The 15,011-nt window shown below is 65.3% G+C and carries 14 protein-coding genes; 12 read left to right on the top strand and 2 right to left on the bottom strand.

Going from position 1 to position 15,011, the window contains the following annotated elements:
* Positions 1 to 3: 3 nt before the first annotated feature.
* The 3 genes from ACZ1JS_RS08910 to ACZ1JS_RS08900 are packed head-to-tail and all read left to right on the top strand — an operon-like array spanning position 4 to position 4,450.
* Entirely contained in the window at positions 4 to 1,431 is a 1,428-nt protein-coding gene (locus ACZ1JS_RS08910) for a tryptophan 7-halogenase (protein WP_465165765.1), read from the top strand.
* Positions 1,428 to 2,942 (top strand): tryptophan halogenase family protein, encoded by a 1,515-nt coding sequence (locus tag ACZ1JS_RS08905; protein WP_465165764.1) that lies wholly within the window; start codon positions 1,428 to 1,430, stop codon positions 2,940 to 2,942. The genes ACZ1JS_RS08910 and ACZ1JS_RS08905 overlap by 4 nt, the downstream gene beginning before the upstream one ends.
* The gene (locus ACZ1JS_RS08900) at positions 2,939 to 4,450 is read left to right on the top strand and encodes a tryptophan halogenase family protein (RefSeq protein ID WP_465165763.1); all 1,512 of its coding nucleotides are present in this window, start codon (positions 2,939 to 2,941) and stop codon (positions 4,448 to 4,450) included. Before ACZ1JS_RS08905 ends, ACZ1JS_RS08900 begins: the two co-directional genes overlap by 4 nt.
* Here ACZ1JS_RS08900 and ACZ1JS_RS08895 read toward each other — a convergent pair.
* Positions 4,447 to 5,463, bottom strand: coding sequence for a cupin-like domain-containing protein (locus tag ACZ1JS_RS08895; protein ID WP_465165762.1), 1,017 nt, complete (start codon positions 5,461 to 5,463; stop codon positions 4,447 to 4,449). The two genes, ACZ1JS_RS08900 and ACZ1JS_RS08895, sit on opposite strands and share 4 nt — an antisense overlap.
* 188 nt (positions 5,464 to 5,651) lie before the next feature.
* Between ACZ1JS_RS08895 and ACZ1JS_RS08890 the strand changes: the two genes are divergently transcribed.
* From ACZ1JS_RS08890 to ACZ1JS_RS08850, 9 genes are read left to right on the top strand one after another with little or no spacing between them, the layout of a single operon-like run.
* Positions 5,652 to 6,875: an MFS transporter gene (locus tag ACZ1JS_RS08890; protein ID WP_465165761.1), complete on the top strand. Its 1,224-nt coding sequence runs from the start codon at positions 5,652 to 5,654 to the stop codon at positions 6,873 to 6,875.
* Positions 6,872 to 7,930: a sugar phosphate isomerase/epimerase family protein gene (locus tag ACZ1JS_RS08885; protein ID WP_465165760.1), complete on the top strand. Its 1,059-nt coding sequence runs from the start codon at positions 6,872 to 6,874 to the stop codon at positions 7,928 to 7,930. The genes ACZ1JS_RS08890 and ACZ1JS_RS08885 overlap by 4 nt, the downstream gene beginning before the upstream one ends.
* Positions 7,927 to 9,069, top strand: a complete 1,143-nt coding sequence (locus ACZ1JS_RS08880) for a Gfo/Idh/MocA family protein (RefSeq protein WP_465165759.1) — start codon at positions 7,927 to 7,929, stop codon at positions 9,067 to 9,069. Before ACZ1JS_RS08885 ends, ACZ1JS_RS08880 begins: the two co-directional genes overlap by 4 nt.
* A 2-nt stretch (positions 9,070 to 9,071) precedes the next feature.
* Complete coding sequence (locus ACZ1JS_RS08875; RefSeq protein ID WP_465165758.1) at positions 9,072 to 9,449, top strand: c-type cytochrome; 378 nt, start codon at positions 9,072 to 9,074, stop codon at positions 9,447 to 9,449.
* Positions 9,450 to 9,454: 5 nt separating this feature from the next.
* Positions 9,455 to 10,369 carry a hydroxypyruvate isomerase family protein gene (locus ACZ1JS_RS08870; RefSeq protein WP_465165757.1) on the top strand — a complete coding sequence of 305 codons (915 nt, stop codon included), beginning with the start codon at positions 9,455 to 9,457 and terminating at the stop codon, positions 10,367 to 10,369.
* Positions 10,370 to 10,382: 13 nt separating this feature from the next.
* Entirely contained in the window at positions 10,383 to 11,213 is an 831-nt protein-coding gene (locus ACZ1JS_RS08865; protein ID WP_465165756.1) for a 3-keto-disaccharide hydrolase, read from the top strand.
* Entirely contained in the window at positions 11,210 to 11,779 is a 570-nt protein-coding gene (locus ACZ1JS_RS08860; RefSeq protein ID WP_465165755.1) for a gluconate 2-dehydrogenase subunit 3 family protein, read from the top strand. Before ACZ1JS_RS08865 ends, ACZ1JS_RS08860 begins: the two co-directional genes overlap by 4 nt.
* Positions 11,776 to 12,609, top strand: a complete 834-nt coding sequence (locus tag ACZ1JS_RS08855; protein WP_465165754.1) for a sugar phosphate isomerase/epimerase family protein — start codon at positions 11,776 to 11,778, stop codon at positions 12,607 to 12,609. The genes ACZ1JS_RS08860 and ACZ1JS_RS08855 overlap by 4 nt, the downstream gene beginning before the upstream one ends.
* A 24-nt stretch (positions 12,610 to 12,633) precedes the next feature.
* Complete coding sequence (locus ACZ1JS_RS08850) at positions 12,634 to 14,310, top strand: GMC family oxidoreductase (protein WP_440488249.1); 1,677 nt, start codon at positions 12,634 to 12,636, stop codon at positions 14,308 to 14,310.
* Positions 14,311 to 14,525: 215 nt separating this feature from the next.
* Here ACZ1JS_RS08850 and ACZ1JS_RS08845 read toward each other — a convergent pair whose 3' ends face one another.
* Complete coding sequence (locus ACZ1JS_RS08845) at positions 14,526 to 14,993, bottom strand: hypothetical protein (RefSeq protein ID WP_465168589.1); 468 nt, start codon at positions 14,991 to 14,993, stop codon at positions 14,526 to 14,528.
* Positions 14,994 to 15,011 lie beyond the last annotated feature (18 nt).

Raw genomic sequence — 15,011 nt, 5'->3', positions numbered from 1 at the left:
GTGATGCACGGGTTCGAAACGTCCGCACCGGTCGGGCGCATATTGGTGTGCGGCAGCGGGCTTGCCGCCGAAATGACCGTCGCGGCGCTGGCGGCGCACTTGCCGCCGCATGTCGCGATCCTGCGGGTGGACGCCGGTGACCAGCGCGGCAGCGACCTGTTCTATGGCAGCGTCACCGCGCCGTCGGCTTATGCCTTCAACCTGTCGGCCGGGGTCGACGAACGCCGGCTGATCCTCGACAGCGATACCAGCTTTTCATGGGGGACGCGCTATGCCGATTGGGGCGGGCGCGGGTGGATGCAAGGGTTTGCGCTGCCGTTTCCGGTGATCGACGGCGTACAGTTGCATCAGTATCTGGCGCTGGTCGCGGCGGACGGGATTACGCCCTATGTCGCGGGCGTGCAGGCGGCGCGGCGCGGCGTGTTCGTCCATCCGCCGCGCGAGGGCGACGGTCAGCATCCGCTGGCGCGTGCCGAATATGGCTATCAGTTCGATCCCGCAGACTATGCGGCGCTGTTCGTGGCGGCGGTTCCGGCGGGGCGGGTCGAGCGGGTTGCGGGGTCGGTTGTCGGTGTCGACGTCGCGGAGGGCGCGATCGCGGGCGTGCGGCTGGACGATGGCACTCAGGTGCGCGCGGACCTCTATGTCGATTGCAGCGGCCCGGCGGCATTGCTGCTGTCGGCGATGGCATCCGACTGGCTGGGCGATCGCCGGATCGGCATCACCGTCGAGGATCGGGCCAGCACCGACGAAGCACCTCTACGCACCGTGCGCGTGTCGCCCGATGGGTGGCAGAGCGAGACGCCGCTGAAAGGACGCGTGCGGCATATGCGGGTTTCGACGGCAGGGTCGGTGGAAGCCCCGATTGGTCGCCGGTCGCGCGGCTGGGTCGGCAATTGTGTTGGGATCGGACAGGCGGTGGCGATGGTCGAGCCGTTGACGCCGGCACCGCTGATGCTGCTGGAACGCGATATCGAACGGCTGCTGTCGCTGATCCCTTCGCGGCAGGAGATGGGCGTAGAGGCGCGCGAATATGACCGGCGCTTTGCCGACGATCACGACCATGCCGACCTGTTCCAGCGCGCCTTCTTCACCGCCGACGGCCTGCCTGACGGTCCCTATTGGCAGGCGGCAACGGCAAAGGCGGTGCCCGAAAAGCTGGCGCGCAAGCTTGGCATGTTCGCCGAACGCGGGGTGCTGGTCGCCTATGACCTCGAACCCTTCCATCCGGAGGACTGGACGATCCTGCACATGGGGATGGGGCTGCGACCGACGCGCCACGACCGGCTGGCCGACCGTGCCGATCCGGCCCGGGTGCGGCAGTTCCTGGTGAAGATGGCAGGCGATATCGAAGCGGCGGTCACCAAGCTGCCGCCGGCGCGAATCTATCGTGCGCAACTCGAACAATATCTGAAGCGGGGAATGGTATGAGCGCGCCGCTGTTGCGCCGGATCGTGATCGTCGGCGGCGGATCGGCGGGGTGGATGACCGCCGCCGCGCTGTCGAGCCTGCTGGATCCCAAGGACGTCGCGATCACCCTGGTCGAATCGGATGCGATCGGCACGGTCGGCGTGGGCGAGGCGACGATCCCCGACATACTCAACTTCAACCGGATGCTCGGCGTGAACGAGGCCGAGTTCATGGCCGCGACGCAGGCGACGTTCAAGCTGGGCATCGAGTTCGTCGATTGGGGGGCGAAGGGCGACCGCTACGTCCATCCGTTCGGCCAGCATGGCGTCGACATGCAGGGGATCGATTTCCACCAATATTGGCTGCGCGCCCGCGAACACGGCGCGCCGCAGCCGATCGAGGATTACAGCCTATGCGCGGTCGCAGCGCGGGCGGGCAAGTTCGCGCTGCCCGACCCCAATCCGCGATCGGTCCTGTCGCACATCCGCTATGCCTATCATTTCGACGCGACGCTCTATGCGCGCTTTCTGCGTCGCTATGCCGAGAAGCGCGGCGTGGTCCGCGTCGAGGGGATCGTCGGTGCGGTCGGGCAGGGTGGCGATGGTACGATCACCGGGCTGACACTGGGCGACGGGCGGGTGGTCGAAGGGGATTTCTTCTTCGACTGCACCGGCTTCCGGTCGCTGCTGGCAGGCGAGACGCTGGGCAGCGGGTTCGTCGACTGGAACCATTGGCTGCCGTGCGACACCGCGCTGGCGGTGCCGAGCGAACATGCCGGACCGCCGACACCCTATACCCGCGCGACCGCGCGCGATGCCGGCTGGCAATGGCGCATTCCGACGCAGCGCCGGGTCGGCAACGGCCATATCTTTTCGAGCGCGTTCACGACCGAGGAAGCGGCCAGCGCGACGTTGCTCGCCAATCTCGATGCGCCGCCGCTTGCCGATCCGCGCCGCATCCGGTTCAGGGCGGGGTGTCGCGAGCGTTTCTGGTCGGGCAACTGCATCGCGATCGGGCTGGCGGCCGGGTTCCTAGAACCGCTCGAATCGACGTCGATCTATCTGATTCAGGAGGGGATCAGCCGGTTCATCTCGCTATTCCCGCGCGGCGACATCCCGGACATTCTGCGCACCGAATATAATCGTCACATGCGCACCGAATTCGAACAGGTGCGCGACTTCATCATCCTGCATTATGCGGCGACCGCGCGCGATGACACGCCATTCTGGAACCATTGCCGGACCATGATCCTGCCCGATACGCTGCTCCACAAGATCGATCTGTTCCGCGAGACGGGGCGGGTGTTCCGTTATAATGACGAACTGTTCACCCGGCCGAGCTGGGTCGCGGTGATGCTGGGACAGGGGATCGTGCCGAAGGCGTCCGATCCGATCGTTGCGACGCTGCCCGAAGCGGATGTCGCCCGCAGCCTCACGTCAATGCGCGAGGCGATGGCGGCGGCGGTGGCGCGGATGCCGGACCATGGCGACTTCCTGGCGCGCTACTGCCCGGCACAGGCGATGGCGGCATGAGCGAGGCGAACATCCGCAGCATCGTCATCGTCGGCGGCGGCACGGCGGGATGGATGGCGGCGGCGGCGCTGTCGCACATGCTGGCGGGCAGCGGCATGACGATCCGCGTGGTCGAATCCGAAGCGATCGGCACGGTCGGTGTCGGCGAGGCGACGATCCCGCACATTCAGTATTTTAACCGGCTGCTGGGGATCGACGAGGACGATTTCGTTCGCCGTACCTGCGCGACGTTCAAGCTGGGCATCGAGTTCGTCGACTGGGGCCGGATCGGCGAGCGCTATATCCATCCCTTCGGCACCTATGGGCAGGAAATGGAGGGCATTCATTTCCACCATTTCTGGTACCGCCATGCCCAGGCCGGGCGCGCGCTGCCGCTGGATCGCTACAGCATCGGCGTGGGCGCGGCGCGGGCGGGGAAGTTCATGCGGCCCGATCCGTCGCGGCGCGGATCGCCGCTGGCAGGCATCAGCTATGCGTTCCAGTTCGACGCCGCGCTCTACGCCAAATATCTGCGCGAGCGTGCCGAAGCCGCGGGCGTGGTGCGGACCGAGGGGCGGATCGTCGACGTCGCGTTGAACGGCGCGAACGGCCATGTCGATCATGTCGTGCTGGATGATGGCAGCAACGTCGCGGGTGACCTGTTCATCGACTGCTCGGGCTTTCGCGGGCTGTTGATCGAGGGGGCGTTGAACGCCGGTTACGACGACTGGCGCGAATGGCTGCCGTGCGACCGGGCGGTGGCGCGACCATGCGCGCGGGTCGGCGATCCGACCCCCTATACGCGAGCGACCGCGACCAGCGTCGGCTGGCGCTGGCGCATCCCGCTCCAGTCGCGCACCGGTAATGGCCATGTCTATTGTTCCGACTATGTCGACGACGACACCGCGCTCGCCATGCTGGATGACGGGCTGGACGGCGCGCCGCTGGCCGGGCCGAACTTCCTGCGCTTTACGGCGGGGGTGCGGCGAAAGGCGTGGGACCGGAATGTCGTCGCGCTGGGGCTGGCGGCGGGGTTTCTTGAACCGCTCGAATCGACCTCGATCCATTTGATCCAGACCGGGATCGCGCGCCTGCTGACCAACTTTCCCGACCGTTCGTTCAACCAGCCCGATATCGATTATTACAATCGGCGGACGCGGCTGGAATATGAGCAGGTCCGCGACTTCCTGATCCTGCATTACAAGGCGACGGCGCGCGACGACAGCCCGTTCTGGCGCCGCTGTCGCGACATGGCGATCCCGGCGTCGCTGGAGGAACGCATCGCGATCTTCCGGGAGAATGCCCGGCTCTATCGCCACGACAATGAATTGTTCAGCGAGACCAGTTGGCTGGCGGTGCTGCACGGGCAGAATATCCACCCGAAACGCCATCATCCGATCGCCGACATTCTAACGGAAGAGGAGCTCGACCGGCGCATGACCCATATCGCCGGGGCGATGGACGCCGGGGTGCGGGCGATGCCCGACCATATGGCGTTCATCGATCGCTTTTGTCGCAGTCCGTCCTAACGCCGCAAATCGTCGATCAGATAATGTTTCACCCGCTGCGCCATGTCGGGGGTCATCTCGCCCAGCGCACCGCGACCGGTGGGGGGCAGGTGGGTGACGGCGTCATGACCGGTACCGAAGACATAATGGTCGAACCATGTTCGCCACACGTCGCGCTCCCGCTCCGGCAGGTCGCGGATGCTCATCACCGCGTGCATCAGCGTACGGAAGGGGGAACCCTGCCAATGGCGCGGCGACAGGTCCCACCAATAGTTGGCGAGCACGTTGACCGGTGACAGCCCCTCGACCTGATGCCACCACATATAGGGAATATAGATCGCGTCGCCGGGTTCCAGTTCGGCCTCAAGCGCGGTTTCCAGTGCCTCGGCATAACGGGGATAGCGGTCGAGATCGGGATTGCGCAGGTCGACCATGCTGACCGGCGGCCCGGCAAAGGTGAAGTCGAACGGCCCGACATAGAGGTTGCGGACCTGTTCGGGTGGAAACAGCGTGAAGCGCCGCCGCCCGCCGACGACCACCGCGATATTCTCCGACATATCGAAATGGGTCGACACCGTCACCCGGTTGCCGATCCACAGCCGCGCGACCGCGCCCGGACCGGTGATGCCCAGCACATTGTCGCGTGCGAAATCGGGACAATTTTCAGCGATCGGCACCGCACCGGCATAGAATGCGGGCGGCTGTTCCTCGTCGCGGACGCGCATGAGCACGTGGAGCAGTTCGGCGATGGGAGCGATGCGTTGCTGGTAGTTCAATCCGCGCAGGTCGTTGCTGTACCAGAATCGCCCGTTGATCTGCGGCGGCCCCAGAAAGGCGGGCACCGGTTTGCCGAGGTCGGTCGCCTCGATATAGTCGCTGAGCGCCGCGTCCGACCGCCGTGCCGCCTGCACCGCCGGCCACGACGCGGCGATGCCGCGCAGCACCGCCGGCTGTCGCAGCGGGACGATGTCCGCCTCGAAACGCTGCCGATCGACAGCATGCCATTCGCGGATCGGCGGAAAACTGCGCGTCATATGGATAGGCCTGCCAAATACCGTCCGGCGCCCACGCACCGGATGTAACAGCCTGTAAATGGCCGGTTTGCGGAAGTCGATGATATCGCGTCTTTACACCGCGCGTCGACCTACCTAGCGTTGCCTACAAATTAGCAGACAAAACTGCGGAGGGGTGGCTGATGGCCATAGCGGAGGGTGTCGGGCCCGTGACCGAACGTTCGGTCGGCGGAAGCCTGACCGCGCGGCTGAGCGCGTTGATGTTTATGCAGTTCTTCATCTGGGGCGCGTGGCAGGTCACGCTCGGCCTGGTGATGCAGACGGTCGGGATCGGGAACCTGATCGGCAATGCGTTCTCGATGGGGCCGATCGCGTCGATCGTCGGTTCGCTGCTGCTCGGCATGGTCGCGGTGCGCTATGTCGCGCCGCGGATGCTGATGGTGATCCTGCATCTGGTCGGTGGCGTGCTGCTGTACCTGTTGCCGACGTTGCTGACGCCCGAAAATGGCGGTACGTTCGTGTGGCTGCTGCTGGGCTATATGATCCTGTACATGCCGACCGTCGGCCTTGCGAACACGATCGCGCTCAAGAGCTTCGGCGATCGGACCGACAATTTCCCGTTCGTCCGCGCCTTCGGCACGATCGGCTGGATCGCGGCGGGTCTCATCATCGGCTGGGCGGGGCTGTCGGCCAGCCCGAAGATTTTCTGGGTCGCGGCGGTCGTTTCGGTCGCGCTGGGGCTCTACAGCTTTACCCTGCCGGCGGTCGAAGCCGACAAGCCGCAGGGCGGCAGCGTGCTTGCGCAGGTGTTCTGCGTCGAGGCGTTCGGCCTGATGCGGCAGAAATCGTTCCTGATCTTCATCGTCTGCGCGACGCTGATCTCGGTGCCGCTGGCCATGTATTACGCCTATGCCTCACCCTATGTCGGCGCGGCGGGGATCGAGAATGTCAGCGGGACGCTGGCGATCGGGCAGATGTCCGAACTGGTCTTCATGTTCTCGATGCCGTGGCTCTACCGCCGCTTCGGGGTGAAGCCGCTGTTGCTGGTCGGCATGGCGGCATGGGCGCTGCGCTATGCGTTGTTCGCAATCGGTGACGGCGGATCGGGGCTGTGGGCGATCTATCTCGGCGTCGCGCTGCACGGCGTGTGCTACGACTTCTTCTTCGTGGCAGGCGCGATCTATGTCGGCACCATCGCCACGCCGAAGGGCGTCAATGCGCAGGCGCAGGGCATGTTGACGCTGTTCACCTATGGCGTCGGCATGTTGCTGGGGTCGCAGATCGGCGCGCTGATCTATGCGCAGTTGCCGGCCGCGCCGACCATCGCCGACTGGCAGGGCATGTGGGTCTATCCGGCGGTCGCCGCCGCGGCGATCGCGCTGCTGTTCCAATTCACCTTCCGCGACGATCGTCGCAAGGAGACGCTGGCATGACGGGAATGAAGGGGCCGGGCATTTTCCTGGCGCAGTTCATGGGCGACCAGGCGCCGTTCGACACGTTGGAGAACATGGCCGAATGGGCAGCGGGTCTTGGCTATGTCGGGGTGCAGATTCCGTGCGACACGCGGCTGATCGACCTGAAGACCGCGTCGGAGAGCAAGGATTATTGCGACGACCTGCGCGGCAAGCTGGCCAAGCACGGCATCGAGCCGACCGAGCTGTCGACGCATCTGCAGGGGCAGCTGGTTGCGGTCCATCCGGCCTATGACACGCTGTTCGATGGTTTCGCGCCCCCCGAAGTCCATGGCAAACCCGCCGAACGGCAGGTCTGGGCGGTCGAGCAGGTCAAGATGGCGGCGAAGGCCAGCGCCAATCTGGGGTTGAAGGCGCATGCGACCTTCTCCGGCGCGCTGGCATGGCCCTATGTCTATCCGTGGCCGCAGCGTCCGGCCGGACTGGTCGAGGAAGCGTTTGCCGAACTGGCGCGGCGCTGGACCCCGATCCTCGACGTGTTCGAGGAAAATGGCGTCCACTGCGCGTTCGAGGTTCATGCCGGCGAGGACCTGCACGACGGCGCGACGTGGGAGCGTTTCCTCGACGGGGTGAAGGGGCACAATGCCGCGCGGCTGCTGTTCGATCCGTCGCATTACGTGCTGCAACAGCTCGATTATCTCGACTTCATCGACCGCTATCACGACCGGATTTCGTGCTTCCACGTCAAGGATGCCGAATATAATCCGACCGGGCGCTCGGGCGTCTATGGCGGCTATCAGGATTGGGTCGATCGTCCGGGGCGGTTCCGCTCGCTTGGCGATGGGCAGGTCGATTTCTCGGGCGTGTTCAGCCGCATGGCGCAATATGGCTATGACGGTTGGGCGGTGCTCGAATGGGAATGCGCGCTCAAGAACTCGGCGGATGGCGCGCGCGAAGGCGCTCCGTTCATCGACGCGCATATAATCCGCCTGACCGATCACGCTTTTGACGACTTCGCCAAGAGCGGTGTCGATCGAGCCGCGATCCGCAAGCTGATGGGATTGTCGGCGGAATGAGCGGCAAGGCGTTGAAGCTGGGCATGGCCGGCGGTGGCGAGGGCGCGTTCATCGGCGCGATCCACCGCAAGGCAGCGGCGCTGGACGGCGACTGGCAGTTGGTGGCCGGCGCGTTCAGCAGCGATGCCGCGCGCAACGAGCGTAGCGGTGCCGCGCTCGGGCTCGATCCGCAGCGTGTCTATGGCGACCTGAACGCGCTGATCGCCGCCGAAACCGCATTGCCGGAGGGCGAGCGGATCGACGCGCTGGCGATCGTCACTCCCAACCACCTTCACGCACCGATGGCGATCGCGGCGCTGGAGGCGGGCATCCACGTCTTCTGCGAAAAGCCGATGGCGATGAGCAGCGATGAAGCCCGCGCCATCGCGGCAGCGGCGCGGAAGAGCGGCGCGAAGTTCGCGCTGGCCTTCACCTATAGCGGCTATCCCCTTGTCGAAGAGGCGCGCGCCCGCGTCGCGCGCGGCGATCTGGGCAAGGTCCGGCTCGTTCAGGTCGAGTATCTACAAGGCTGGCTAAGCCTGCCGATCGATGGCGACGGCAACAAACAGGCGGAATGGCGCACCGATCCGGCCAAGGCTGGCCTTGGCGGCTGTCTGGGCGATATCGGGACCCATGCCTTCCACCTGGCCGAACATGTCTCGGGTGTGGCGGTGAGCGAGGTGTCGGCGGACCTGACCGCGCATGTCGCCGGGCGGCGGCTCGACGACGATGTCAGCGCGCTGCTGCGCTTCGATGGCGGTGCGCGGGGTACGCTCAAGGCAACGCAGGTCGCGGCGGGCGAGGAGAACGGCCTGAAGCTGCGCGTGTCGGGCGAACACGGCACCCTCGAATGGGCGCAGATGGAGCCGAACACGCTGACGCTGCGCTGGCTCGATCGGCCGGCGGAAGTGGTGCGCGCAGGCGGACCGGGGCTCGCCGCGTCGACGCAGGCGCTACTGCGCACGCCGTCGGGGCATCCCGAGGGCTATATCGAGGCATTCGCCAATCTGTATCAAGGGTTTGCAGCAGCGATTCGCGGGCAGGACGAACGCTTCGTCCCCGGGCTGACCGACGGGCTGCGCACGATGAACTTTATCGAGGCGGTGATCGCGAATGCGGCCTCCGACCGGAAATGGACCCCAGTGGAAGCGGGAGAGTAAAGATGAAACTGCTGACGGGTATGGCGATTGTCGGAGCGGCGGGTGCGACCGCGCTGCTGGCGACCGCGACGCCGACCACCGCCCAGACCGCGGCACCGCCCGCGTTCAATGCGTGCAAGGCGTGCCACACGGTCAACAAGGGTGGCCGCAACGGTATCGGCCCGAATTTGTTCGGGGTGGTCGGACGGCCGGCGGCATCAGTGCCGGGCTTCAACTATTCGCCGGCGATGAAGTCGTCGAAGCTGCGCTGGGACGCCAAGACGCTCGACGAATATCTGGCAGGACCGGCCAAGAAGGTGCCGGGCACGCGCATGCCGATCGCGACGCCCGATCCGGCCAAGCGCGCGGCGATCATCGCTTACCTGACGTCGGCCAAGTGAGCCCCGTGTCGCGGCGAACGGTCATGGCGGGAGCCGCCGCCGCGACCCTGGCCGCCGGTGTCGGGGCGTCGCAACGGCGCGATAGCGGCGGCAGCAACGCCGCGCGCTTCTCGCTGAAGTTCGCGCCGCACGAGGGCAGCTTCGCCAGCCGCGGCGACCGGATCGAACAGATCGCCTATGCCGCCGATCAAGGCTTTACGGCGTGGGAGGATAACGAAGCGGCCGGGCGCAGCATTGCCGAACAGACGGCGATGGCGAAGGCGCTGCAACAGCGCGGCATGACGATGGGCGTGTTCGTCGCCAGCATGCCGAAATGGTCGCAGTCGCGGCCGCTGTTGGGCGCGAATGATGGGGCGGAGCGCGAAGGCTTCCTGAACGACATCCGCGCCTCGATCGACGTTGCCAAACGGCTGTCGGCGACGCGGATGACGGTCGTGACCGGCTTCATGGATCCGAAGGTGCCGCAGGATATCCAGACCGCGCGGGTGATCGACGTGATGCGCCGGGCGGGCGATATCGTCGCGCCCCACAACATCGCGATGGTCATGGAGCCGCTGAATACGCGGACCAATCATCCTGGCGTCTATATGCAGTCGATCGCCCAGGGCTATGCGGTCGCGCGGGGTGCGAACAGTCCGGGGGTCAAGATCCTTGCCGACCTGTATCATGAGCAGATCCAGTCGGGAAATCTGATCCCGACGCTCGACACCTGCTGGGACGAGATCGGCTATATCCAGTTCGGCGACAATCCGGGCCGCAACGAGCCGGGAACCGGCGAGATCAACTATGCCACCATCGTCAAATGGCTGAAAGGCAAGCGCTATGCCGGGGTGATCGGCATGGAACATGGCAATTCGATAAAGGGTCGGCCGGGAGAGGAGGCGCTGGTCGCCGCTTATCGCCGGATCGACCAGGCATAAGAAGGAGGGGATGATGAGGCTGCGTGACATAGCGGCGCTCGGTTCCGTTCTGACAGCGTTGGCGGGATCCGCCGGTGCGCAGGACAGGCCGGGTTTCAAGGATACGCCGGTGCTGCCCGGTGGTCAGTGGCGGGTACATGACGCCGACCGGCCGACACCGACGGTGGTGACGCCCGCCGCCCAGCCGGGCGGTGCGCCGTCCGATGCGATCGTTCTGTTCGATGGCCGATCGAGCGATGCGTGGACGCCGAAGGGCACGCCATGGCCGGTCAAGGACGGCGTGCTGACCGTCCCGTCGCGCGGGCCGGACGGCAAGGGCGGCGGCGATCTGGTGTCGAAACAGAGCTTCGGCGACGTGCAACTGCACCTCGAATTCCGCAGCCCCAATCCGCCGACAAAGACGTCGCAGGATCGTGGGAATAGCGGCATCTGGTTCATGCAGCGCTATGAGGTGCAGATCCTCGACGGCTATCAGAACCCGACCTATGCCGATGGCACGGTCGGTGCGGTCTATGGCTGGAAGCCGCCGCTGGTGAACGCGTCGCGCAAGCCCGGCGAATGGCAGAGCTACGACATCATATTCGAACGGCCGCGCTTCGCCGCCGACGGTTCGCTGGTGCGCCCCGCCTATGTCACCGCGCTCCTGAACGGGGTGGTGGTGCAGAACCACCAGGCGATGCTGGGCACGACCATCTGGCGGCAGGTCGCGAAGTACGAGGCACATGGCGACGCCGCGCCGATCCAGTTGCAGGATCATGATTCGCCGGTGTCGTTCCGCAACATCTGGGTACGACCGCTGCCCGAGAGCGCGATCGCGCAGGACCTGAAGGAGAACAGCAAATGATCGATCGCAGGACGGCGCTTGCCGGTGTCGCGGCGATGTTCGGCACCGCGCTCTATGCCCCGCTCGCCCGCGCCGTGGGTGCAGAGGGTCCGGTCGGCGTACCGGCGATCAGCGATGGCCCGCCGAGCGCCGCGGTGTTCACCGCGTCGCAACGCGCGCTGATGACGGCGCTGAGCGAACGGGTGATCCCGACCACCGATACGCCGGGCGCGATCGCCGCGGGCGTTCCGGCCTATATCGAGAAGCTGTTGGCCGATTGGTCCTATCCCGCCGAGCGGGTGCCGATCGTCGCCGGGCTCGACGCGATCGAGAAGCGCAGCATGAGCGATTACAAGGTTGCGGGTGCCAAGGCGACGCCCGCGCAGCAGGACGCGCTGCTCACGCTGGCGATGAACGACCAGATCCCGGGCGGCAAGACCTTCTTCGAAGCGTTTCGCCAGCTGGTCATCGCCGGCTATTACACGTCGGAGATCGGCATGACGCAGGAGCGTGAATATCTGCCGGTGCCCGGCGAATATAACGGCGCCTTTCCCTATTCGCAGGTCAACAAGGTGTATAGCGCATGATCGTCAATCGCAGGCACGTCCTGGCCGGTGCGGGCGGCATCGCCGCGCTCGGCGTAACCGGGTTCGCGCAGGCCGCGCAGATCAAGGCCGTCGGCATCCAGCTCTACACCGTGCGCGACCTGTTCCAGAAGGACCCGGTCAAGACGCTCGGCGACATTGCCCGCATCGGGTACAAGGAAGTCGAATATGGCGGTGGCGGCTATGACGCCATGGACCATAAGCTTCTCCGCCGGACGATGGATCGGCTGGGGCTGAAGGCGCCGTCGATCCATGTGCCGTATGAAGCATTGCTGGGCGCGTTCGACAAGCAGGTCGAGATGGCCAAGACGCTGGGCGCCGATACGGTGGTCCTGCCGTACATGGTCGACCAGCATCGCAACGAGGCGGGCTGGAACGCGGCGCTGCCGAACTTCAACCGCTTCGCAACCGATCTGCGCAAGGCCGGGCTGGGCTTCGCCTATCACAACCATGATTTCGAATTCACGGTGAAGCCGGGCGGGGTCAGCCTGTACGAGCGGTTGCTGAAGGCGACCGATCCGGCATTGGTGAAGATCGAGTTCGACCTCTACTGGGTCGGCCATGCCGGCGAGGATGTCGGCGGCTGGATCGACCGGCTGGGGCCGCGCCTCTACGCCTATCACGTCAAGGACGCGCAGGCCGATGGCAGCATGACGGCGGTCGGTGCCGGCAAGACCGATTTCGCGGCGCTATTCCGCCGCCGCGGGAGTGCCGGCGTCCGCCATTTCTATGTCGAGAACGATCAGGCGCCTGCGCCCTATCTACCCGATATTACCACCAGTTTCCGGACGCTCAAGGCGCTGCGTTACTAAAACAGATACCCTTGGAGGGGAATTATGGCAGTCACCAACAGGTTCGACGCGATCGTCATCGGATCGGGCGTCAGCGGCGGGTTCGCCGCCAAGGAATTGACCGAAAAGGGCCTGCGCGTCCTGATGCTCGACCGTGGCCGCATGGTCGAGCATGTCGAGGGCTATCCGTATGACGGCAAGCCCGCATATGAGGTCCCGGCGCGCAACCAGATGCCCAAGCCGCTGATGGACAGCGACTATTTCATCGCGAAGTACGGCTATGTCTCGCCCAGCAACCGGTCCTTCTACAATGACGACCGGCTGAACCCCTATGCCTATGACGAAGGGGAGAAGTTCTACTGGATCCGTCCGGGTGCGGTCGGCGGCAAGTCGCTGATCTGGGGACGCTGGTCGTTCCGGTGGAGCGCCGACGATTTCGAGGCGAACAAGCGCGAGGGCATCGATGGCGCGTGGCCGATCGGCTATGACGACGTCGCGCCGTGGTACAGCTATGTCGAGAAATATATCGGCGTATCGGGTTCGCGCGAGAACCTGCCCTATCTGCCCGACAGCGAATTCCAGCCGCCGATGCCGATGAACGTCGCGGAGAAGTGGTTGAAGGAACGGTTGGAGACCCAGTTTCCGGGCCGCAAGCTGATCCACACCCGCCTGTCGAACATGACCGAGGACAAGCCGGACCAGAACCGCAGCAAGTGCCAGTTCCGCAACCAGTGCGGCAATGGCTGTTCGTTCGGCGCCTATTTCTCGACCCAGGCGGTGACCTTGCCGGCGGCGCGGGCGACGGGGCGGCTGACGCTGCGGTCGGACGCGGTCGTCACCAACCTCGAATATGATGCCGCGCGCAAGAAGGTGACCGGCGTCCGGTTCGTCGATGCCAAGACGGGGCAGGCGGAGACGGTGCAGGCGAACCTCGTCTTCCTGTGCGCCTCGGCAATGGCATCGACGCAAATCCTGATGAATTCGCGGATGGGCGGCGGCGGTCGCAGCCATTTCGACACCAGCGGGACGCTGGGTCGCTATGTCATGGACCATATCTTCCGCGTGGGGGCCGAGGGCGAGATCCCCGGCATGACCGACCTGATCGAATATGGCCGGCGGCCGGGCGGCGTCTATGTCCCGCGCTTCCGCAACCTGAAGGGTGAGGAAGGCGTCGGCTTCCGCCGCGGCTATGGCTATCAGGGCAGCGCCCGTCGCGAGCCGATGGCGCCGGTCGGCTTCGGCAAGGACATGAAGCACGGCATGCGGCAATATGGCCCGTGGAAGTTCGGCATGGGCGCGTTCGGCGAATGCCTGCCCTATGCCGACAACCGCGTGTCGCTGCATGCGAACAAGGTCGACCGGTTCGGCGTGCCGCTGATGAAGTTCGACGTGAAGTTCCGCGACAACGAACTGAAGATGATGGCCGACGCCCGGATCGAGGGCGAGAAGATGCTGAAGGCGGCGGGCCTGACCAACGTCCGCAGCTATGAAGGCGCGCATATCCCGGGCGACGCGATCCATGAAATGGGTGGCGCGCGCATGGGGGCCGATCCGCGCAAGTCGGTGCTGAACGGGTGGAGCCAGGCGCATGACGCGTCGAACCTGTACGTCACCGATGGCGCGCAGATGGCGTCGGTATCGTGCGTGAACCCGTCGCTGACTTTCATGGCGCTGACCGCCCGCGCGGCCGACCATGCGATGCGGACTAAGCCCTGGGCGTAGAGTCGGATTGCATGAACCTGACCCGTTCGTCCTGAGTAGCCATTGAGCTTGTCGAAAAGGCGTATCGAAGGACCGGCTGTGGCGGGTGCTTCGATACGGGTCTTCGGCAAGCTCAGCCCCTACTCAGCACGAACGGTTCTACCTCTTGTCATCACGCTATAGGCCGGCCGAAGGCTGAGATCGTCACTCCAGCCTTCGCTGGGGTGACGTTTGGGTCAGGCTTCGGTGGAGGTGAATGCCGGGTCCGGTCGTAGTCCGAGCAGGATCAGCAGTGCGCCTGCCATCGCCTCGCCATCGCCGACTGTGACGATTTTCGCATCGTCTGGGCGCGGTTCGAAGCCGTTGTTCGCGCCGAGATTGTCTGAAGGCGTAAGCACGACCGTGTCGCCGGTCCGGTCGATATCGACGTGGCGCGCTTCGCGCATGAAGGTTTTGAAATTCTTGACCGCTGCCGCATCCTGGAACGGGATGAACTGCCGCTTCCACTGGTCCGGCGTCGGGTGCGGAACGTCGATCCGCGATCCTGCCAATGCCTCGCCGATCGCTTGTGCGATCACCGCCTTCTTCGCTGACTTGCCGAACCATTTCGGGTTGGAGGCAATGTAGACTCCCACTGTAGTGCGCGACATAGGGGCGAGGATGATCCGGCCGTTGGTGAAATAGGCGACTGCCGATTGCTGCATCGCCGCCCTTTGCGCCCG

The organism is Sphingomonas sp. BL-S-05 (assembly GCF_055521695.1).
Note: the sequence above shows the minus strand (reverse complement) of the source record. Positions and strands in the feature narration are given on the sequence as shown.

What these genes read in the sequence shown, in the direction of transcription:
- ACZ1JS_RS08910 (WP_465165765.1), top strand. Translation starts at nt 4, where the DNA reads ATGCACGGGTTCGAAACGTCCGCACCGGTCGGGCGCATATTGGTGTGC.
- ACZ1JS_RS08905 (WP_465165764.1), top strand. Translation starts at nt 1,428, where the DNA reads ATGAGCGCGCCGCTGTTGCGCCGGATCGTGATCGTCGGCGGCGGATCG.
- ACZ1JS_RS08900 (WP_465165763.1), top strand. Translation starts at nt 2,939, where the DNA reads ATGAGCGAGGCGAACATCCGCAGCATCGTCATCGTCGGCGGCGGCACG.
- ACZ1JS_RS08895 (WP_465165762.1), bottom strand. Translation starts at nt 5,463, where the DNA reads ATGACGCGCAGTTTTCCGCCGATCCGCGAATGGCATGCTGTCGATCGG.
- ACZ1JS_RS08885 (WP_465165760.1), top strand. Translation starts at nt 6,872, where the DNA reads ATGACGGGAATGAAGGGGCCGGGCATTTTCCTGGCGCAGTTCATGGGC.
- ACZ1JS_RS08880 (WP_465165759.1), top strand. Translation starts at nt 7,927, where the DNA reads ATGAGCGGCAAGGCGTTGAAGCTGGGCATGGCCGGCGGTGGCGAGGGC.
- ACZ1JS_RS08875 (WP_465165758.1), top strand. Translation starts at nt 9,072, where the DNA reads ATGAAACTGCTGACGGGTATGGCGATTGTCGGAGCGGCGGGTGCGACC.
- ACZ1JS_RS08865 (WP_465165756.1), top strand. Translation starts at nt 10,383, where the DNA reads ATGAGGCTGCGTGACATAGCGGCGCTCGGTTCCGTTCTGACAGCGTTG.
- ACZ1JS_RS08860 (WP_465165755.1), top strand. Translation starts at nt 11,210, where the DNA reads ATGATCGATCGCAGGACGGCGCTTGCCGGTGTCGCGGCGATGTTCGGC.
- ACZ1JS_RS08855 (WP_465165754.1), top strand. Translation starts at nt 11,776, where the DNA reads ATGATCGTCAATCGCAGGCACGTCCTGGCCGGTGCGGGCGGCATCGCC.
- ACZ1JS_RS08850 (WP_440488249.1), top strand. Translation starts at nt 12,634, where the DNA reads ATGGCAGTCACCAACAGGTTCGACGCGATCGTCATCGGATCGGGCGTC.
- ACZ1JS_RS08845 (WP_465168589.1), bottom strand. Translation starts at nt 14,993, where the DNA reads ATGCAGCAATCGGCAGTCGCCTATTTCACCAACGGCCGGATCATCCTC.